Origin of the sequence: Streptomyces sp. Y20, assembly GCF_043195475.1 — a bacterium.
Classification (GTDB): Bacteria; Actinomycetota; Actinomycetes; order Streptomycetales; family Streptomycetaceae; genus Streptomyces.
Window position 1 is genome coordinate 834441 of the sequence record NZ_JBIDDP010000001.1, and the last position, 18647, is coordinate 853087.

14 protein-coding genes are annotated in these 18647 nt (G+C 70.9%); 3 read left to right on the forward strand and 11 right to left on the reverse strand.

Annotated elements, in window-relative coordinates:
- Positions 1 to 70: 70 nt before the first annotated feature.
- The 3 genes from ACGFT1_RS03550 to ACGFT1_RS03560 are packed head-to-tail and all read right to left on the reverse strand — an operon-like array spanning position 71 to position 4602.
- Entirely contained in the window at positions 71 to 1438 is a 1368-nt protein-coding gene (locus ACGFT1_RS03550; RefSeq protein ID WP_373907345.1) for a hypothetical protein, read from the reverse strand.
- Between the two features lie 34 nt (positions 1439 to 1472).
- A complete protein-coding gene (locus ACGFT1_RS03555; RefSeq protein ID WP_373907346.1) occupies positions 1473 to 4325 on the reverse strand; it encodes a peroxidase family protein in 2853 nt (950 codons plus the stop codon).
- Between the two features lie 46 nt (positions 4326 to 4371).
- Complete coding sequence (locus tag ACGFT1_RS03560) at positions 4372 to 4602, reverse strand: hypothetical protein (protein WP_373907347.1); 231 nt, start codon at positions 4600 to 4602, stop codon at positions 4372 to 4374.
- A gap of 765 nt (positions 4603 to 5367) precedes the next feature.
- Between ACGFT1_RS03560 and ACGFT1_RS03565 the strand changes: the two genes are divergently transcribed.
- Positions 5368 to 7092 (forward strand): thiamine pyrophosphate-binding protein, encoded by a 1725-nt coding sequence (locus ACGFT1_RS03565; RefSeq protein WP_373907348.1) that lies wholly within the window; start codon positions 5368 to 5370, stop codon positions 7090 to 7092.
- Positions 7093 to 7167: 75 nt separating this feature from the next.
- Positions 7168 to 8877, forward strand: a complete 1710-nt coding sequence (locus ACGFT1_RS03570) for a thiamine pyrophosphate-binding protein (RefSeq protein WP_373907349.1) — start codon at positions 7168 to 7170, stop codon at positions 8875 to 8877.
- A gap of 105 nt (positions 8878 to 8982) precedes the next feature.
- Here the strand turns inward: ACGFT1_RS03570 and ACGFT1_RS03575 are convergent, their stop codons facing one another.
- Complete coding sequence (locus tag ACGFT1_RS03575) at positions 8983 to 9990, reverse strand: YihY/virulence factor BrkB family protein (RefSeq protein ID WP_373907350.1); 1008 nt, start codon at positions 9988 to 9990, stop codon at positions 8983 to 8985.
- A 170-nt stretch (positions 9991 to 10160) separates the two neighbouring features.
- Here ACGFT1_RS03575 and ACGFT1_RS03580 point away from each other — a divergent pair, with 170 nt between their 5' ends.
- Positions 10161 to 11222, forward strand: a complete 1062-nt coding sequence (locus ACGFT1_RS03580) for a YihY/virulence factor BrkB family protein (RefSeq protein WP_373907351.1) — start codon at positions 10161 to 10163, stop codon at positions 11220 to 11222.
- A 33-nt stretch (positions 11223 to 11255) separates the two neighbouring features.
- Here ACGFT1_RS03580 and ACGFT1_RS03585 read toward each other — a convergent pair whose 3' ends face one another.
- From ACGFT1_RS03585 to ACGFT1_RS03615, 7 genes are all read right to left on the reverse strand, one after another.
- The gene (locus ACGFT1_RS03585; RefSeq protein ID WP_373907352.1) at positions 11256 to 12320 is read right to left on the reverse strand and encodes a sodium:calcium antiporter; all 1065 of its coding nucleotides are present in this window, start codon (positions 12318 to 12320) and stop codon (positions 11256 to 11258) included.
- A gap of 288 nt (positions 12321 to 12608) precedes the next feature.
- Positions 12609 to 13037, reverse strand: a complete 429-nt coding sequence (gene nusB, locus ACGFT1_RS03590; protein WP_373907353.1) for a transcription antitermination factor NusB — start codon at positions 13035 to 13037, stop codon at positions 12609 to 12611.
- 2 nt (positions 13038 to 13039) lie between these two features.
- The gene (efp, locus tag ACGFT1_RS03595) at positions 13040 to 13606 is read right to left on the reverse strand and encodes an elongation factor P (RefSeq protein ID WP_121789765.1); all 567 of its coding nucleotides are present in this window, start codon (positions 13604 to 13606) and stop codon (positions 13040 to 13042) included.
- 78 nt (positions 13607 to 13684) lie between these two features.
- Positions 13685 to 14791: an aminopeptidase P family protein gene (locus tag ACGFT1_RS03600; protein ID WP_373907354.1), complete on the reverse strand. Its 1107-nt coding sequence runs from the start codon at positions 14789 to 14791 to the stop codon at positions 13685 to 13687.
- Positions 14792 to 15855: 1064 nt separating this feature from the next.
- Complete coding sequence (locus ACGFT1_RS03605) at positions 15856 to 16770, reverse strand: Pro-rich N-terminal domain-containing protein (protein ID WP_373907355.1); 915 nt, start codon at positions 16768 to 16770, stop codon at positions 15856 to 15858.
- Between the two features lie 305 nt (positions 16771 to 17075).
- Positions 17076 to 18167 carry a 3-dehydroquinate synthase gene (gene aroB / locus ACGFT1_RS03610; RefSeq protein WP_373907356.1) on the reverse strand — a complete coding sequence of 364 codons (1092 nt, stop codon included), beginning with the start codon at positions 18165 to 18167 and terminating at the stop codon, positions 17076 to 17078.
- On the reverse strand, positions 18164 to 18646 hold the full coding sequence (locus ACGFT1_RS03615) for a shikimate kinase (protein ID WP_373907660.1): 483 nt from the start codon (positions 18644 to 18646) through the stop codon (positions 18164 to 18166). The genes aroB and ACGFT1_RS03615 overlap by 4 nt, the downstream gene beginning before the upstream one ends.
- Position 18647 lies beyond the last annotated feature (1 nt).

Consider the following 18647-nt stretch of genomic DNA (forward strand, 5'->3'; position numbering starts at 1 on the left):
TCCCTCTCGCGGGGTCGGGTGTCCAACGGGGAGATGCCTGTCCGTCAACCAGCCGAGGGAAGGAAAGCTGTCAGGTGTCCCACAATCTTGTGTGTTCCGTGTGCGCATGGGTCAGACCGTCGCGGAAGAACCGCTCGTAGTAGCCGAGTTCGGGATGGTGCACCTGGAGCCAGATGCCGGGTACCTGAATCGCGTCGACATGTGCCGGGAAGCGGTCGTGCGTGGCGTGGATGTACTCGCATATGTCACGGGCACACTCGACGACCCGCTCGTCGTACTCTCGGGCCTCGGCGAGATAGCGCTGCCCGTAGTCATCGCGGTAGATGCCCGCGAAGAGGTTCTTGTCGTGATAGATGCCCGTCGCACCGAACTTCGCCTGGACGACCGCGTCGACGGCCTCGGACATCGACGGGTGGTAGGGGGGACATGCCGCTCTGATCAGCGGTTGGCCGTCGACGCTGAGCCCGACCGGGTGGGACCGCGCGGTCGCGAATCTTGGCAGAGGCAGCTGCCAGCGCGGGAGGTCCAACGGGCGCCAGCGGGGGGTGACGAAGTCGAAGCCGAGCATCCGCCCGTACCGGGCCGAGAACTTCGGGTCGCCCAACATGATCTGGGGGTTGATCGAGGCGTGAATCCACGCGCCGAGCCCCATGGCGTCCGCGGTCAGCATGAGGTTCTGCAGCAGGAGCTCGGCCTCGATCTGGGTCCGCAGCGGGCCCAGCACACCCAGCGGAAGCTTGAGGTCCTTGTTCAGGAAGCCGCTCCGTATCCACTTGTGGACCCCGGCGGGGCGGTAGAAGTTGCGGTCGTCGACGAGTGTGGGCCGAGCTCCGTCCGGCTGAGTGAGCAGATACATCAGGCCGTTGATGTACTGGTGCGAAAGATCGACGACCGGCAGGAGGACGGTGCTGCCCGGCAGATTGGACAGCACGCGGTTGGAGTCGAGGTAGGCCGGGAAGTCGCGCATGCCCTCGGCGACGTCCAGGCGGTGGTCCAGGACCCGCACCTTGGACTGCCGGGCCCGATCGACCAGAGCGCCGGGCTCGAAGGACGCGTCGGGGGACGGCGGCAACTTGCGCAGGTAATAGGTGCCGCTGTCGTTGATCATGAAGAAGTGGGTGCCCTGGGCGTTGTCGGGGCTGCCTGCCGTCCGGCCGACCATGTTGAGGTTCGGCTTGGCCATGATGGGCTTGCCGTCGCGCGGATCCTCGAACGGCCGGTCCGGCATGGTGAGCCCGGTGCAGCCGGTGAGAGCGATCAGCACCGCCTCCTCCAGCTCGCCGAGCGGTAGCGGGACGTCGGACGAGCGATAGCTCATCGAGCCGGCGGGGACGGCCGCACCCCGGCTGACCCGGTGGGTGCGCCGCCGCCAGATGGTCTCCAGGAGCGGCCGCGCCAGCAGCGCTTCGAGACCCCGATGCCGGGTGGTCACCGTCATGGTCCTCTCCTTGTCTCAGGAACACCCTCTGGTCTCAAGGCTGGGTGGTGCGGGAGCCGTTCGGCGGTGCCGGCATCGGCCGCCACGGTACGAACGCGCTCGCGTGGCGCGGCAGGAAGCTCGCCAGCTCCGGGCAGTGCCGCAGGACGACCTCGGTCATGCCGCTGCGCTCGATCCAGTCCATGCCGAGCGGCGTGTACAGCTCGGGGCGGTAGTCCACGGTGAGGAAGCGGTCGCTCTGCAGCCTCCGGGTCGCCATCAGGATGAAGACGCGGAAGGCGGTGTCACTGAATCCGAATCCCGTCGGCGGGTTCTCGGCGAACAGTCCCACCATGGTGTCGATCTCATCGACCGACCGGTAGAGCTCCTTCAGCCGCGCCAGCGTCCCGGGTTCGTCCGTCAGGTCCTCGAAGCGGCGGATGCGCTCCTTGTGCAGGCCGGCCCGGAAGTCGTTGTACCGGGGGACTCCACGGCGCCGGGTACGCACCAGGTCGACGACGGACAGGTCGATGATCTCGCCGTCCCGCCGGAAGTGCTGCAGTGCGCGCGGGTAGTTGTGCAGGGTGATCGCGCCAGGATGGGCGATGCCGAACGAGTACAGCGAGTCGGGCAGCCCGGTCTTGCGGATGAGGGGCTCGGCCGCCGCGCCCTGCACGTCGTCGAAGCCTAGGATGTCCCGCCGCCGTCCGAAGCGGTGGTCGCAGATCTCGAAGTCGTCCGGGATCAGCGGATGCATCCGGTAGACGGTGACGAAGTCCTCGGTGAGGGAGTAGGGCGCGCCGTGGTGGTCGGGCACGGTCTTGGGGATGCCGGTCAGCGAGTGCGCCTCGAACAGCCACAGGCCCAGACGCTCCAGCCACTTCGCGGGCGGACCCTGCCAGTTGGTCTTCAGCCCGATCTCGATGGCCTCGGTGGCAAGGATCGCCGGTGTCCACTCGACCGTGTGGATCTTGGCGATGAGCGCGGACACGATGAGCCGCGCCGTTTGGTAGACGCGCTCCTCCTCCATGCGCGGATACTCGCGTCGCAGCGCCGAGCACACCGCGTTGTGCTCCCTGGCGAAGAGGGTGTGCATCACACTGAGGCCCAGCCACCAGTTCTCGCGGACACCGGTGAGCGGGACGCCGTTCGGGCCGAACGGCAGATGGCCGTCCTCCAGGCGCAGGTCCGCGCCGTCCGGCTCGCGCAGGGAGCGGGCGGCCTTCTCGTCACCGCCGTAGAGCTCAGAACCGTCCCACCAGTGGGAGGCCGAGTCGGCGAAGTGGACCGGCGCGCCGTCACCGGCCATCGACACGTTCTCGGCGAAGCGCATCACATGCTCCGTGGGACCGCCCGGGGTGTTGTGCCACTCGACGTCCGGCGGGAGCGGCACCTCCACGCTGGAGGTACCCGTCGGGTAGCGACTGTGGTTGACCCAGTCGTGCACCTGGAACTGGATCCACGCGGCGGCGAGCAGGTTCAGGGACCGGGCGGGCAGGAACGTGTCGCGGTGCAGCAGCAGCCTGCTGACCTCGTACGGGCTGGGCTCGTCGAAGAGGTCCGGGCGCAGCACGGGCGGCATGTTGCGGCCGAAGGCCGCGCCCACGGCGCCCATCGCGGGCGCGGACAGGTCGTTGTACGTGCCATCGTAGCTGCGGGCGACCCGCAGCGACTCGTCGATCGGCGCCGGCACCGGGACGGGCTGCGGCGGTGCCTCGTGGCGATCGGTGTCGATGAGGTTCTTCCTGCGCAACGTCTTGCGCAGGAAGACGAGGTTGAGCAGGCCGGCCGGCAAGGGCAGCCGGTACCAGGGCACCCACCGGTCGAGGACGCGGAAGGCGGCGTTCACCGGAGCGCTCAGCACCCTGTTGCGCCGGGGCTCCTCGGTGGTGAAGCGGTAGCCCAGCCGCTGCGCACTGCTCGCCTGGTAGGCGGCCTTGCGGGCACGGTTGAGATTGCCCAGTGGACGGAACTCCTCCGTGGTGTGCCAGGGGTTGAACGCCAGCTCCTCGATCCGGCGCGCGGCCGCCCGGGCCTCGGCGGTGTCGACGCTCTGGCGGGGGATGGTCAGGGTGGCCACGGGCACCGCGGGGGCGACGTCCTCCCGCCATTCCACCGAGCCGTCCTCGACAGGGGTGATCGCCTCGCTGACGTACCGCTGCACGAGCAGCTCGAAGACGACGTCGCCGCGGGCCAGGCGTTGCGCCAGCTCGTGGCTCAGATGGTCGGGATCGGCGCGGGGCGGTGCGGGCGCGTCGGGCGCGCCCTGCGCGGGACGCAGCTGGTAGCGCACCGGACCGGCCTCGCCCCACAGAATGGCGCCGCGGCTCCAGTACGTCTCCAGGGCCAGGCTGCGCACATCACCGCGCGCTCCGGCCCGCACGTTGTGGCGCATCCGGGCGGCGGTGGACCAGCCGACGGCGAAGGGCAACTTGACGAACAGCGCGAACGCCTTCTGGGGACGGGTGCGGGCGCCCGCCATCGTCCTGGCGAACGCCACGAACTCACGTGCGTTGCGAGCGTGGGACACCGGATAGTTGGTCATGAGAAGGTCGTGCGCGCCGTCGGCGGCCTCGACGCGGAGCGCTGCGCCGCGCATGTCGGGCAGGGAGTCGGCCTGCGGGGCACCGCTGGCGTTGGACAGCCGGACGGTGACCGGGTATTCGGCGCCGGGCCGGACGAAGCCCGTCCGCAGCTCGGGCGGCACCTGGTCGTGGATGTTCAGACGGGCGTTCTCCGCGCCGAGCACCGGTTTCGCGTGGAAGGTCCTGGCGAAGGCCGCCGCCCCGCCGGCCTTCCTGATCTTGCCTTGGACACGCATCAGTTCCATGGCCAGTTGCTCGAAGACCAGCCGCTCGGCCTCCGCGCTGCCGCCCTCGTACCGCTCGTACCGCTCTGACCTGCTCATGGTTGCGCCATGCCTTTCCTAGCGGGTTCGCGCTTCCGCCCACGCGTCACGTCGTGGACGCTGTGACCTGCCGGAGACCGCCGTCGTGCGCGTTGCCGATCACGCGCCGGGCATCGCGTCGGCCGAGTCCGTCGCGCAGCGTGGTCAGCAGCGGGGGCGTGTCCAGCACACCGGTCAGCGGCGGACCGGGCCGCCGGAGCAGCCAGCTGGAATACCGTTTCAGGCCCACCCACAGCGTCCTGGGCGCGAACGGCATGCGGACCTGCTCCTTGCTCATGCCTCGCCGCAACCCGCCAGCTGCTTCGGCGGCCTGCCGCGCCGGCAGTCAGGACAGCGAAGCGGACAGCACGGTGTTGACGGCGCCCGCCCTGGTGCCGGCGGAGACGTTCGGGCCCTGCCCGCGCGCCTCCAGGGCCGGCAAGTATCTCCGCCAGCAGACCCGCCTCGTGGGCGCCTTGGGCGCCGGCCAGTACCGCCGCGGTGACATCGCCGCGCTCACCGTCGCCGGGCCGCACTCCGCCCCGGGGTTCGCAGCTCGTGCGGTGCTCGTAGGCGCTACGTGGGATTCCGGTCTCCGACATACGGGATCCTCCATCCTCCGGCGGGGGTGGAGCGGCACGGAGCCTCGGTCCGAGGAGGGTGCAGCCGGCGGGTTCTCCTCACCGCCGAGCCCACTCGACCATGTTCGCGCAACCCGTCGCCGCCCGCACATCGCGGCCGCGGCGGCTGCCGTACGCGCGGCCTCTGACAGGAAGTGCCAGGCCGAGGGCGGCTGGTGCCGCGAGAGCAGATGCCCTTACGGCCACCCTGTTCTACGCTGGCGAAAGGGTCGATGTTCGCCCGCGTCCCTGCGGGCGGCCGCACGCAGCGGTGACTCGCCGAGGAGCGGGTACGACCAGCAAGCGATCATCTGCACACCGGTACCGACTGTGTGCAGATTCTGCCGGCCCACGTCGGGTGCCGGCACTCCACAGTGCCACGACCGGCCTCGGTCCTACCGGCCGGACATCGCCGCTGTGCCTCAAGAAGGACGCCTGACGGAATGGGCAGCCACGCCATGCAGGTCTACGAAGCTGTCGTCAAAGGACTCGAGAGCGTAGGGGTCGACACAGCGTTCGGCGGGAACGGCGAGAACATCGCCAGCCTGACGCTGGCACTGAAGCACTCGCCGAAGATCAGGCCTGTCATGACCCGGCACGAGCAGGCGGCGTCCTTCATGGCGTGCGGGTACGCCATGTACACCAACCGGCTGGGGGTCTGTTTCGCGACCGTGGGTCCCGGTGCGTTCAACCTGTTCTCCGGCTTGGCGGTGGCACTGTCGGACTCCTATCCGGTGCTGGCCATCACCGGGTACGTCGAACTCGACTGGCGCGGGCGGGGCGCGGTGAACGACACCTCCGGGCGGAACCGCACGCCGGACTCGCAGGCGATGTTCGCGGCGACGACCAAGAAGTCCTACCTGCTCACCGACGCCGCCGACACCTGCGAGGTGCTCGAGGAAGCGGTGAACGTGGCCTTCGAGGGGCGACCCGGCCCGGTGCACATCCACGTGCCGCAGAACCTCACCCATCGCCAAGTGACCGTGGACGACTACCGCGACCTCCGGCTCGACGTGACTCCGGTGCGGCCCGACCCGGAGCGGGTCGGGGAAATCACCGAGGTGCTGGCCGGCGCACTGCGGGACGGACGCCGGATCGTCCTGCTCACCGGATTCGGAGCCATCCGCAGCCACGCCGAGGCCGCGGTGCAGGATTTCGTGGAGCGATTCCGCATACCGCTCGTCACCACACTGGACGGCAAGGGGATTGTCGCCGAGACCCATCCGCTCGCGGCCGGGGTGTTCTCGGAGAGCGGCCACGCCAGTGCCTGGAAGGTGTTCCGCGAAGCGGACGTGGTCCTGGCCATCGGCAACTCGCTCAACCAGCATGCCACGTTCGGGCTGCGGAAGGACCTGTTCGACGGCAAGGTCCTCATCCAGGTCAACATCGCGGACAGCGAGATCGGCAAGACCTACGTCCCCCACCACGCGCTCGTCTCCGACGCCCGCCTGGCGGTCGAGGCGATCACGGACGCCCTGGCGAAGAGGGCCGCCCCTGCGGAGCCGCTCGCGCCCGTGAACCGCGACCACGAGAGGCGGCCCCTCCTGCCCGCTCCGGGAGGGATCCACCCGGGGAAGCTTGCGCAGACGATCGGTCGCATGCTGCCCGAACGCGCCGTACTGCTCGCCGACGCGGGCGCGCATCTGGCATGGCTCGGCTACTACGTGGACCTCGACAAGGGGCAGAACTTCCGCAAGACCGGCACCTTCGGGCCGATGGCCGGGCATGTCAACGGTGCGATCGGGGTCAAGCTGGCCCAGCCCGACCGGACGGTCGTCGTCGGCTGCGGCGACGGCTGCTATTCCATGGCCGGCTTCGAGCTGATGACCGCCGTACAGAACAGCATCCCCGTCATCTGGATCATCTTCGACGACGACGAGTACAAGCTCATCAAGCTCTACCAGACGGCCACGTACGGTGAATCGGGCCTGGTCGAATTCCAGAACCCCGATTTCGCCGCGTACGCAAGGCTCTGCGGTGCCGACGGCTTCCGCGTGGAGACCCTGGAGGAGTTCGACGCCGCCTTCAAGGCCGCGCTCACGTCGGGCAGACCCACGGTGATAGACGCCAGGATCACCCGGTGGGCCCTCCCGCATTACAGCAGCTCCCCCGAGGGCGTCATCCCGGGCGTGTGGGAAACGCTCGAGGAGCGATTCCGTCATGGCTGACGGGAACGCGGCCACGACCGAAGAACGGCGTGCGAGAACTCCGCCGTCAACCGCGCAGCACGGAGGAGAAGAGCCATGAGAGTGTATGAGGCCATTGTCAAGGGCCTGGAAGGGATCGGCGTACGAGCCGCGTTCGGTGGCGCCGGGGAGAACGCCGCAGGCCTCATGGTGGCGTTGAAGCACTCGCGGCAGATCCGGCCGGTCATCACGCGACACGAACAGGCCGCCTCCTTCATGGCCTGCGGCTATGCGATGTACAGCAACCAACTGGGATTCTGCTTCGCCACAGCGGGGCCCGGTGCGTTCAATCTCTTCTCCGGGCTGGCCGTGGCGATGTCCGACTCGTACCCGGTTCTCGCCGTCTCCGGATACTCGCGGATGAAATGGCGCGGATGGGGCTCGCTGAACGAGACCTCCGGGCTGAACCGCACTCCCGACTCCCAGGCCATGTTCGCGGCCACGACCAAGAAGTCCTTCCTGCTCACCGACGTGGCCGACACCTGTGACGTCCTGGAGGAAGCGGTCAACCTCGCGTTCGAAGGGAGGCCGGGGCCGGTACACATCCATGTGCCCGAAGACCTGACCGAGAGCGGCGTCGAGGTGACGGACTTCCGGCCGGTACGCCTGGACGTGCCGCCGGTACGGCCCGACCCGGCGAGGGTCGAGGAGATCGCGTCCGTCCTTGCCGACGCCATCGCGCAGCAGAAGCGCATCGTGGCCCTGGTCGGGTTCGGCGCGATCCGTTCCGGAGCCGGACCGGAGATCAAGCGCCTGATCGAACGGTTCCAGATTCCGTTGCTCACCACCCTGGACGGCAAGGGCATCGTGGCGGAGGGACACCCGCTCGCGGTCGGCGTCTTCGCCGACAGCGGCCACTCCAGCGCCTGGAAGGCCTTCCGCGAGGCAGACATCGTGCTGTGCATAGGGAACTCCCTCAACCAGCATGCCACGTTCAACTACCGCGGCGATCTGTTCGAGAACAAGGTGCTCATCCATGTGAACATCGCCGAAACGGAATTCGCCAAAGCCTATCGGCCCGACTACGCGTTGCTGTCCGACGCGCGTGAGGCGGTGGCGGCCCTCGTCCACGCGCTGGAGCGGAGGGTCGGCGACGTGCCGGCGGTGAAGGTGGACAGCCAGGACTACGAGGCCCGGCACGTCGTCAACGTCGACGGGAGGATCCATCCCGCACAGCTCGCGCAGGCGATCGGCCGGATGCTGCCGCCGCAGGGCGTGCTGCTCGCGGACGCCGGAGCCCATCTGGCCTGGCTCGGGTACTACGTGGAACTCGAGGCGGGCCAGAACTTCCGCAAGGCCGGCGCCTTCGGGCCGATGGCCGGTCACGTCAACGGAGCCATCGGCCTCAAGGTCGCGCACCCCGAGCGGACGGTCGTCGTCGGCTGCGGCGACGGCTGCTACTCGCTGTCAGGCTTCGAGTTGGTGACCGCCGTGGAACACGACATCCCCGTCATCTGGGTGATCTTCGACGACGAGGAATTCAAGTTGATCAAGATGTTCCAGGTCGCCACCTACGGCGAGTCCGCTCTCGTCGAGTTCCGGAACCCGGACTTCGCGTCGTACGCACGTGCCTGCGGCGCCGACGGCCATCAGGTGGAGACGCTCGATGAGTTCGAGGAGGCGTTCCGCGCGGCACTGGCCTCCGGCCGGCCCACGCTCATCGACGCCAAGATCACACGATGGGCCGTGCCGCACTACAGTCCGTCACCCGACGGGGTCATCCCTGGTGTCGCCGAAATGCTCGAGGACCGCTTCCGCGGCCAGTAGTCCGCGAGGACAGGCGGGCGTCAGGCCGACGTCGCGGTGGCGTCGCGATCGCCTCGACAGGCAGGCGCTGTCCGCGCATCGCACCGGCAGGCAACCCGCGTGAGATCAGGGGGGCCCTTTGTCACCGACGGCCGGCGGCGGGGGCTTGCCGAAGCGCACGGAGACCTTCTCGAAACCCTTGAAGGACTCGGTGGCCGCGTAGGACCGGTAGGCGCGCAGGTCACCCGTGGCGAGGTGGACGTGGTCGGTGAACGGTGTGAGCAGGCTGCGCGGCCACAGCCGCAGGCTGCGCACGGCGATGATCTCGGCGGTGGCGAGGTACACGATGGCGGCGAGGTAGATCCAGGCGAGCAGGCCGAGCACGATGCCGAACATCCCGTAGGTCGCGGTGGCGCCTCGCAGCACGTGTCCGACGTAGTAGGAGCCGCCCCACTGAAGTGCCTGCCAGGCGGCGGCGCCTCCCAGCGCGGGGCCGTACATCGCGCGCAGCGGCAGCCGGCGCCGGGTCATCAGCCGGTAGCTCATAAGCAGCAGCGCGGCGTTGACCACCACTCCCACCACACCGATGGCGACGCGGATGCCGACGGCCAGGCGCGTGCCGAAGATGTCGGCGGCGGATTCCGCGGTGGACAGCGCCGTCGTCAGCACGAGGCCGACCGCGAGCAGCAGCAGGAAGTACAGGCCCCTGGCCCGGGAGCGCAGCGGGTCGGGCCTGGCGTGCCGCGGTACGGCGAAGATCTTGTTGAGGGCGTGCTGGACCGCCTGGGAGACCCCGAGGGCGCCGTAGAGACTGCCGATGACACCTACCGCGAGGGCGGCGCCGTTGCCGTGGAAGGAGTGGATGTTGTGGCCGAGCTGGTCACCGATCACCGGGATCTCGCCGAGCGCCGAGTGGAGCACCGACTGCTGCAACTGCGGGTTGCCGTGCAGGGAGGCGCTGAGGATGGCCACGAGGATCAGCAGGAGCGGGAAGAGGGAGACGAAGCCGTAGTAGGCCAGCAGCGCGGCGAGATAGGCCGCCTGGTCGTCGAAGAACTTGTACACCACCGCGAGCGGCATACCCGCCCACCGGTGCCGTCGCTGATATCGGTCCAGCCGGGCCAGCACGTTCATGTGGCCTCCCACACTCTCGGCGGTCTCCGCGCCTCGGCGGGGCGCCGCAGCATTCCCGTGCCCCGCACGGGCCATCCCACACCGTCCGGCGTGACCGGCCCTGTCATCGGCCCTGCTGCTCCCCACCGCCGAGCCGGCGTAAGCCCGCGGGCCGGGGTTATCCGGTGCGCATGGCGAATCTGCATCTTCCCGGCCGTGACCACGGCGATCACGGCGAGAACCGAAAGAGCGAGGTGCCGGACCCCGCGGAGGCGGGGCCCGGACCGGAGGTCGAGCGGCGGGCGCCGGACGCGCCGACGAAGCTGCCCAAGGGGGCATGGCTGCGGGTACTGAAGGGATCACTGAAGGAGTTCCAGGACGACGAGCTGAGCGACCGGGCGGCCGCACTGACCTACTACGGGGTGCTCTCCCTGTTCCCGGCCCTCCTGGTGCTGATCTCGCTGCTGGGCATCACCGGCAAGTCGGCCACCGACACGGTGCTGTCCCACCTCAAGCAGCTCGCCCCGGGGTCGGCCCGGGAGATCCTCACGCGGGCCGTGGAACAGCTGCAGAACCGCGCGGGCACCGGTTCGGTCATGGCGATCGTCGGTGTGGCAATCGCCGTCTGGTCCGCCTCCGGCTACGTCGCCGCTTTCATCCGCACGGCCAACGCCGTCTATGACATGCCCGAGGGCCGCCCGGTGTGGAAGATCCTCCCCGTGCGTCTCGGCGTGACCGTCGTCCTCATGGTGCTGGCGGTGGTCAGCGCCCTGATCGTGGTGTTCACCGGCAGCCTGGCCCACCAGGCGGGGGTGGCGCTCGGGATCGGGGACAGCGCGCTGACGGTGTGGTCGATCGCCAAGTGGCCGGTGCTGGTGCTCCTGGTCACCATGATGATCGCGCTCCTGTACTGGGCGACGCCGAACGCGAAGGTGAGGGGCTTTCGCTGGGTGACGCCCGGCAGCTTCCTCGCCCTGGTCATCTGGATGATCGCCTCGACCGGGTTCGCGTTCTACGTGGCGAACTTCGCCTCCTACAACAAGACCTACGGCACCATGGCCGGCGTCATCGTCTTCCTGGTGTGGCTGTGGATCAGCAACCTGGCCGTCCTCCTGGGCCTGGAGTTCGACGCCGAGACGGCACGGCAGCGGGCGATCGCCGGCGGTCACCCGCCGCAGGCGGAGCCGTACGCCGAGCCGCGTGACACCCGCACGTGGGACGAGCAGGACCTGCGCCGGGTGGACGAGGTCTGACCGGCGCGCGCCCCCTCTCGCCCACCGGGTGGTTCAGGTGGCGATGGTGGCCAGTCCGGCGATGCCGACGAGATAGACGACGACCACGGTGACGCTGTCGATGCCCATCCGCGCGTACTGGCGGCGGGGACGGAAGACCAGACCGGCCATGTAGATGACGGTGAGGATGATGCCGAGCGCGGTGAGGTAGATGTCGGTGTCGTGCGCGGCCGGCAGGACGGGCTTGCCGGAGATGAGGGTGGCCAGGAGGAAGAGAACGGGCAGGAACGCGTTACCGCCGAAGATGTCGCTGACGGCGAGCTGGTAGTCGCCGAGCCGGGTGGACGTCAGGCCCGTGCTGAGCTCGGGCAGGGAGGTGGCCGCGGCGAGGACGGTCGCGCCGAACAGCACCCCGCTGAGTCCCTGCCGGGCGAAGAGCTGCTCACCGCTGCGCTCGATGACCACGCCCGCGATCAGCGTCGCCAGCGCCGCCGCGGCGAAGACGAGCGCGGCGCGGCGGGAGCCGACACCCCGGTCGGTCGCGGCCTTCTCCTTCTTCCCGCGGGAGTGGCCGCGCGGTTCGGGCTGGCTGTCCGGAGCGTCACCGCCCTCACGCCACGGCAGCCCCCGGCCCGCCCGGTTCAGCAGCACCAGTCCGATCACCCACAACGCGGCGATCGCCAGCGACGCCGGGGCCAGACGCGCGGCGTGCAGATCCGGGGACAGCTGGGTGCCCATGACCACCACGGCCAGGATGACCACCACGAGCGCGCCCTCCAGCACCAGCTGGAGGCTGGCGGCCAGCCGGGTCAGCGGCGCGCGCGGGCGCACCCCGGCGGCGTCCAGGACGGCCAGGACGACGGTCTGGATGGCGATACCACCGAGGATGTTGCCGACGGCGACGTCCAGCTGGCCGGCCAGGGCGGCCGAGACGGTGATGGCGATCTCCGGGAGGTTGGTCGCGATCGCCAGGAGGACGAGCCCGCCCAGGGCACTGCCCAGATGGAGCCGTTCGGCGAGGACGTCGGTGGTGTCGGACAACTTGATGCCCGCGTACCAGATGGCGGCCGCACTGGCCACGAACAATACGAGCAGCACCGGAGAGCTCAAAGATCCCATGCGGCTGCCTGTACCCGCTTCGGGCGGTGACTTGGCATGTTTATGCCCTGAAGGAGATCACCCTGGCAGACCGGAGCGGGGGGCCCCCCCCGGGGGGGGGGGGCCCCCCCCGGGGGCCGCCCCCCCCCGGCGGCGTTCACGGCTGTTCCGCGCCCTGTGGGGCCCGGGTGGCACGCGGGATGGCGCACTGGCGCGGGGCCGCACCGGAATGCGGCCCCGCGGCATGAGCACCAGCGGCCACGGACGACCCGCGGCCGCGCTGGGCGTGACCGACCGCGCTGAGCGCGGCTAGGCACGGCGCAGCGTCGGCTTCAGCTCCTTCAGCCGGCCCAGCAGGCCGTTGACGAACGAGGGCGACTCGTCGGTGGAGAACTCCTTCGCCAGCTGCACCATCTCGTCCAGGACGACGGCGTCCGGGGTCTCGTCCACCCAGATCAGCTCGTACGCGCCCAGCCGCAGGATGTTGCGGTCGACGACCGGCATGCGGTCGAGCGTCCAGCCCACCGAGTACTGGGAGATCAGTTCGTCGATCCGCGCCGCGTGCTCCGCGTAGCCCTCGACCAGCTGCATCGTGTACTCGCTGACCGGGGGCTGCCGGGTGTCCGACCGGGAGAGCCGGATCCAGTCCGCGAGGACGGTCAGGACGTCGGCGTCGCGCTGGTCGCCCTCGAAGAGGATCTGGAAGGCGCGCTTGCGGGCCGTGTTGCGGGCAGCCACGGTTAGCTGTTCACCCGGCCGAGGTAGTCGCTGGTGCGGGTGTCGACCTTGATCTTCTCACCGGTGGTGATGAAGAGCGGGACCTGGATCTGGTGACCGGTCTCCAGGGTGGCGGGCTTGGTGCCGCCGGTGGAGCGGTCGCCCTGGACGCCCGGCTCGGTCTCCTGGACGGTCAGCTCGACGGCGGCCGGCAGCTCGACGAAGAGCACCTCGCCCTCGTGCTGGGCGACGGTGGCGGTGAAGCCCTCGATCAGGAAGTTGGCGGCGTCGCCGACGGCCTTGCGGTCGACCATCAGCTGGTCGTAGGTCTGCATGTCCATGAAGACGAAGTACTCGCCGTCCATGTACGAGAACTGCATGTCGCGCTTGTCGACAGTGGCCGTCTCGACCTTGACACCGGCGTTGAAGGTCTTGTCGACGACCTTGCCGGAGAGCACGTTCTTGAGCTTGGTGCGCACGAAGGCCGGGCCCTTGCCGGGCTTGACGTGCTGGAACTCGACGACGGACCAGAGCTGGCCGCCTTCGAGCTTGAGCACCAGGCCGTTCTTGAGGTCGTTCGTGGAAGCCACGGTTGCGGAATCTCCTGGACTGACGTACGACCCCGGGTCACGCGCCCAGCGCCCCCGGGGCAATGCCCCTGGGGTCGCTCAGAGCGCGAGCAGCTCCTTGGTCGTGATGGTGAGTAGCTCGGGTCCGCCGTCCGCCTCGGGGCGCACGACGAGCGTGTCATCGATCCGGACGCCGCCCCGGCCCGGGAGGTGGACCCCCGGTTCGACGGTGACCGGCACGCAAGCGTCCAGTTTACCCATGGCCGCGGGGGCCAGCTGCGGGTCCTCGTCGATTTCGAGTCCGACCCCGTGTCCGGTCAGCGGCGGCATGGACTCCGCATAGCCCGCGGAGTCCAGTACCTGCCGTGCCGCGCGGTCCACGTCACGGTAGGCGGTGCCGGGTGCCAGGGACTCGCGTCCGGCCCGCTGAGCGGCGAACACGAGGTCGTACAGCTCGATCTGCCAGTCCGCGGGCGAGGTGCCGATCACGAAGGTGCGGCCGATCTCGCAGCGGTAGCCGCGGTAGGTGGCGCCGAGGCACACGGTGAGGAAGTCGCCCTCCTCCACGCGCCGGTCGGTGGGGCGGTGGCCGCGGCGGCCGGCGTGCGGACCGGTGGCCACGGACGTCGGGAAGGCAGGGCCGTCGGCGCCGTGGTCGACCAGGCGCCGCTCCAGCTCCAGCGCGAGGTGCCGCTCGGTGCGGCCGACCAGAATGGACTCCAGCAGCTCACCGAGGGCCTGGTCGGCGATCTCGGCGCCGATGCGGAGGCAGGAGATCTCCTCCTCGTCCTTGACCACCCTGAGCTGCTCCACGGCACCGCCGAGGTCGACCAGGCGGAGTCCGGGGGCGACGGACGTGATGGCCCGGTGCCGGCTGACGGTGAGGTGGTGTTCCTCCACGGCGAGGCCGTCGGCGTCCTGCCCCAGGGCGAGGTCGGCCGCGGCGACCGCCGGGTCGCCTCCGGGGGACGCGAGGATGTGCAGGCGCACGTTCTCGTCCGGCCGGCCCTCGGTGGGGCGGTCGCCCGGCGTACCCGCGCACACCAGGAGGTCCTCGCGCCTGCCGAGCAGGAGGACGGCGCCCTGGGGGGCGGCCCCCGCCAGATAGCGCACGTTGGCGGGGCGGCTGACCAGGGCGGCGGGGGCGCCGGCCGCGTTACAGCGGTCCCTCAGCCGGGATCGGCGGTTCGCGTACACCTCTGACATGAGATGAGCGTAGGAGTTCTGCCCGGATTGTGCCGGTTGGCAAGGGCCGAGTGGGGAGGGAAGCCGAGGGGGCGGGGGTCCGCGGTGCCCCGGCCCCTGCCTTCCGGACGCCCTGGGACGCGGCTGCCTGGGATTCCGGCGCCGGTCGCACAGGGCCGCAGGGCGCGACTCAGCGGGACACGGCACCGTGGGGCCCGGGACGGACGATCCGCACGCCCGGGGCGGGGACCCTGCCGTGCCCCGCCCCCTGCCTCCGGACGCCCTGGGACGCGGCTGCGTGGGATTCCGGCGCCGGTCGCACAGGGCCTCGGGGCGCGACTCAGCGGCACGCGGCTCCGTGGGGCCCGGGACGGACGATCCGCACGCCCGGGGCGGGGACCCTGCCGTGCCCCGGCCCCGGCCTTCCGGACGCCCTGCGACGCGGCTGCGTGGGATTCCGGCGCCGGTCGCACAGGGCCTCGGGGCGCGACTCAGCGGCACGCGGGCGGGGGCTCCGCCTGCCCGATGCGGGTTTCGCATGCCCAGGGCGCCGGCTCCGCATGCCCGGAATCGGCTCCGTATGCCCGGGGCAGGGTCCGCGGTGCCCCGGCCCCGGCCTTCCGGACGCCCCGGCGCGCGGCTGCGTGGGATTCCGGAGCCGGTCGCACAGGGCCGCGGTGACGGGACTTCGCCGCCCTGGGCCGGGTTCCGGTGATTCCGGGAGCCGGTGGCAAGGGGCCTGGAGCACGGCTCAGCGGGCCCGGGGCCGGCTCAGTGACGCATCGGGCTCGGCTCCGCAGCCCCGGGGCCGGCTCGACCGCGCCTCGCAGCGCGGGCTCAGCAGCGCATCGGGGCGCGGCTCAGCGGCGCCTCGCAGCGCGGCTCGGCTCAGTGGGCCCCGGGACTTCGTGCGGCGCCTCGCGGCGTGGTTGCGGTTCCGCCGGCCCGAGGCACGGCACGCGTCTTCGCAGGCGCTGGGGACCGGGCGAAGCGGTGCCCGGCTCACCAGCGGCGCGCGTGTGCGGCGCGTGCCGGGTCGCTCGCGTCGTTTCGCGTGGCCCGGGCGGGAGGCGCCGCTCCCCCGTTCACCAGCTCGGCGGGCTCGCTATGGCTCTCGCCAGGACCTCGTCCAGGACGCGGGCCGTCGCGGGGACGTCCAGCTGGGAGTTGTCGATGATCGGCAGGCCCGAGCCGTACCAGCCGGCCATGCGGCCGTGGATGCGGGCCACCTCCTCGTCGGTGAGGCGGCGGTTCCCGCTGCGTTCGGCGTTGCGCTCCAGGACGACGTCCAGGCCCGGCAGGAGGACGACCGGGAGCAGACCGGGGCCCACGTGCCGCTTCCAGCCGCCGAGGCCCACGACCGGGCGGTCCGGGAAGACGGCGTCGTCCAGGATGCAGGAGATGCCGTTGGCGAGGAAGTTCCGGGCGGCGAAGCCGCAGGTGCGGCGGGCCAGGCGGTACTGCGCCTCGGAGTTGTCGTTCCAGCCGGACTGGGGGTCGGCGAAACCGGAGCGGACCCATTCGCGGACGTCGTCCAGGCTGATGTGGGCCGTGGGGACGCGGCGGTGGTCCGCCCAGTACTTGGCGACGCTGGTCTTGCCCGCGCCCGCCGGACCGATGAGGAGGACGGCGAGGGTGGTGGCCGCCGGGTCCGGGACCGTGACCATGGCGGGCGGCGCCGACGGCACGCCGACCGGGCCGCCGGGTGGCAGCGGCACGTGCCCGGTGGTATCAGGGGCCGGCGGCGGGCCGGGGACGGACTGAGGGGGCGCGTGCCTCGGGGGCGCGGGCGGCACCGGGGCGGAGCCGGCGGGGGGTTGCTGCGGGACCCGCGGCGGCGGGCCGGGCGGGACGCGGAGGCCCGGCGGTGGGACGGGGGCGGGCCCCGGGGAGGCGCCCGGGGGCGGCCCCGGGTGGTGTGCGGCCGGCGCCCAGCCGGTGTGCGGTGCCTGCCCCGGCTGGTGGGGCGGCGGCAGCGGAGACCCGACTGCGTGCTGCATCCGTTGCCACTCCGTCTCGTCGTCTTGGCTCGTCGGCGCCGAGGCGTCCGAGTCGGTGTCGACACGCCTCTCCAGCTCACCCGGTACAGGCAATTGGCGCCGGCAGCGAGGGTGCGCCCCCGCTCGCCTTCCGAACGGTACCGTCCCCGGCCGTCGTTCGGTGAAACGACCGGGGGCGGCCCGAAGTGCCCGTTCCGACGGGAAGAAGCACGGACCGCCGCAGACACCGCCGAAGACGCGGCGCCGGAACGCAGGAACCGGACGCTGGAAACGGAACCCGGTGTTACCCGTAAGGAATGTGGGGCCTACTGGCCGACCTCGCCGTAGGCGGCGAGCAGGACGGCCGGGTCCGGGCCCTCCAGCAGGGTAGGCCGGGCCAGGCCGTCCAGCACGACGAAGCGCAGCAGGTCACCGCGGGACTTCTTGTCCACCTTCATCGTCTCCAGCAGCTTGGGCCACTGGTCGTAGCGGTAGTGCAGCGGCAGGCCGACGGACTCCAGGATGGCGCGGTGCCGGTCGGCCGTCGCGTCGTCCAGGCGGCCCGCCAGGCGGCCGAGTTCGGCGGCGAAGTGCATGCCTACGGCGACCGCGGCCCCGTGCCTCCACTTGTAACGCTCGTTCTTCTCGATGGCGTGGCCGAGCGTGTGACCGTAGTTCAGGATCTCGCGCGGACCGGACTCCTTGAGGTCCGAGGAGACGACCTCCGCCTTGACCCGGATCGACCGCTCGATCAGCTCGGCCGTGTGCGGGCCCGCCGGGGTCCGGGCGGCCTCGGGGTCGGCCTCGATCAGGTCCAGGATCACCGGGTCGGCGATGAAACCGGCCTTGATCACCTCGGCGAGGCCGGAGACGTAGTCGTGGACCGGGAGGGAGTCCAGCGCGGCAAGGTCGCACAGCACGCCGGCCGGCGGGTGGAAGGCGCCGACCAGGTTCTTGCCCTCGGCGGTGTTGATACCGGTCTTGCCACCGACCGCCGCGTCCACCATGGCCAGCACGGTGGTCGGGACGGCGATCCAGCGCACCCCGCGCAGCCAGGTCGCGGCGACGAAGCCGGCCAGGTCCGTGGTCGAGCCGCCGCCGACGCCGACGACGGCGTCGGTGCGGGTGAAGCCGGACTGGCCGAGCGCCTTCCAGCAGTAGGCGGCGACCTCGGCGGTCTTGGCCTCCTCCGCGTTGGGCACCTGGATGGCGACGGTCTCGTACCCCTGACCGGCCAGGTCGGCGCGGAGCGCGTCGCCGGTCTCGGCCAGCGACTCCGGGTGGATCACCGCGACCCGCTTGGCCTGCTCCCCGATCAACCCGGGCAGCTCGCCCAGCAGTTGCCGGCCGACGAGCACCTCGTACGGGTCGGTGCCCGCGGTGCCCGCGACCTGGATCCGGGTGACTGCCTCGCTCATGCTTGTTTCAACTCCAGTGCGTCCAGCGCTGCTTGCGTGACCTCTTCGGGGGTGCGGCCGTCCGTCGGCACCACGGCGGTGGCGACCTCCTCGTACAGGTGCCGCCGCGCCTCCATCAGCTCGCGCCACTGCTTGCGCGGGTTGACCGCGAGCAGCGGACGGGCCACGTTGAGCCCGGTGCGCCTGACGGCCTCCTCGACCTCCATCGAGAGGTAGATCACCCGGTGCCCGGCGAGCGCGGCGCGGGTGTCCGGGTCGAGGACGGCACCGCCGCCGAGCGCGACGACGCCCTCGTGCTCGGCGAGCGCGGTCGCCACCGCCCGCTTCTCGAGCGCACGGAAGGCGTCCTCGCCCTCGTCCACGAAGATCTCGGCGATGGCGCGGCCCTCGGCGGCGACGATGTCCTCGTCGGTGTCCCGGTAGCCGGCGCCGAGGCGCTCGGCCAGGAGCCGGCCGACGGTGGACTTGCCGACACCCATC

Coding starts and splice junctions, on each gene's coding strand:
- ACGFT1_RS03550 (WP_373907345.1), bottom strand. CDS start 1,438: ATGACGGTGACCACCCGGCATCGGGGTCTCGAAGCGCTGCTGGCGCGG.
- ACGFT1_RS03555 (WP_373907346.1), bottom strand. CDS start 4,325: ATGAGCAGGTCAGAGCGGTACGAGCGGTACGAGGGCGGCAGCGCGGAG.
- ACGFT1_RS03560 (WP_373907347.1), bottom strand. CDS start 4,602: ATGAGCAAGGAGCAGGTCCGCATGCCGTTCGCGCCCAGGACGCTGTGG.
- ACGFT1_RS03565 (WP_373907348.1), top strand. CDS start 5,368: ATGGGCAGCCACGCCATGCAGGTCTACGAAGCTGTCGTCAAAGGACTC.
- ACGFT1_RS03570 (WP_373907349.1), top strand. CDS start 7,168: ATGAGAGTGTATGAGGCCATTGTCAAGGGCCTGGAAGGGATCGGCGTA.
- ACGFT1_RS03575 (WP_373907350.1), bottom strand. CDS start 9,990: ATGAACGTGCTGGCCCGGCTGGACCGATATCAGCGACGGCACCGGTGG.
- ACGFT1_RS03580 (WP_373907351.1), top strand. CDS start 10,161: ATGGCGAATCTGCATCTTCCCGGCCGTGACCACGGCGATCACGGCGAG.
- ACGFT1_RS03585 (WP_373907352.1), bottom strand. CDS start 12,320: ATGGGATCTTTGAGCTCTCCGGTGCTGCTCGTATTGTTCGTGGCCAGT.
- ACGFT1_RS03600 (WP_373907354.1), bottom strand. CDS start 14,791: ATGTCAGAGGTGTACGCGAACCGCCGATCCCGGCTGAGGGACCGCTGT.
- ACGFT1_RS03605 (WP_373907355.1), bottom strand. CDS start 16,770: ATGCAGCACGCAGTCGGGTCTCCGCTGCCGCCGCCCCACCAGCCGGGG.
- aroB (WP_373907356.1), bottom strand. CDS start 18,167: ATGAGCGAGGCAGTCACCCGGATCCAGGTCGCGGGCACCGCGGGCACC.
- ACGFT1_RS03615 (WP_373907660.1), bottom strand. CDS start 18,646: ATGGGTGTCGGCAAGTCCACCGTCGGCCGGCTCCTGGCCGAGCGCCTC.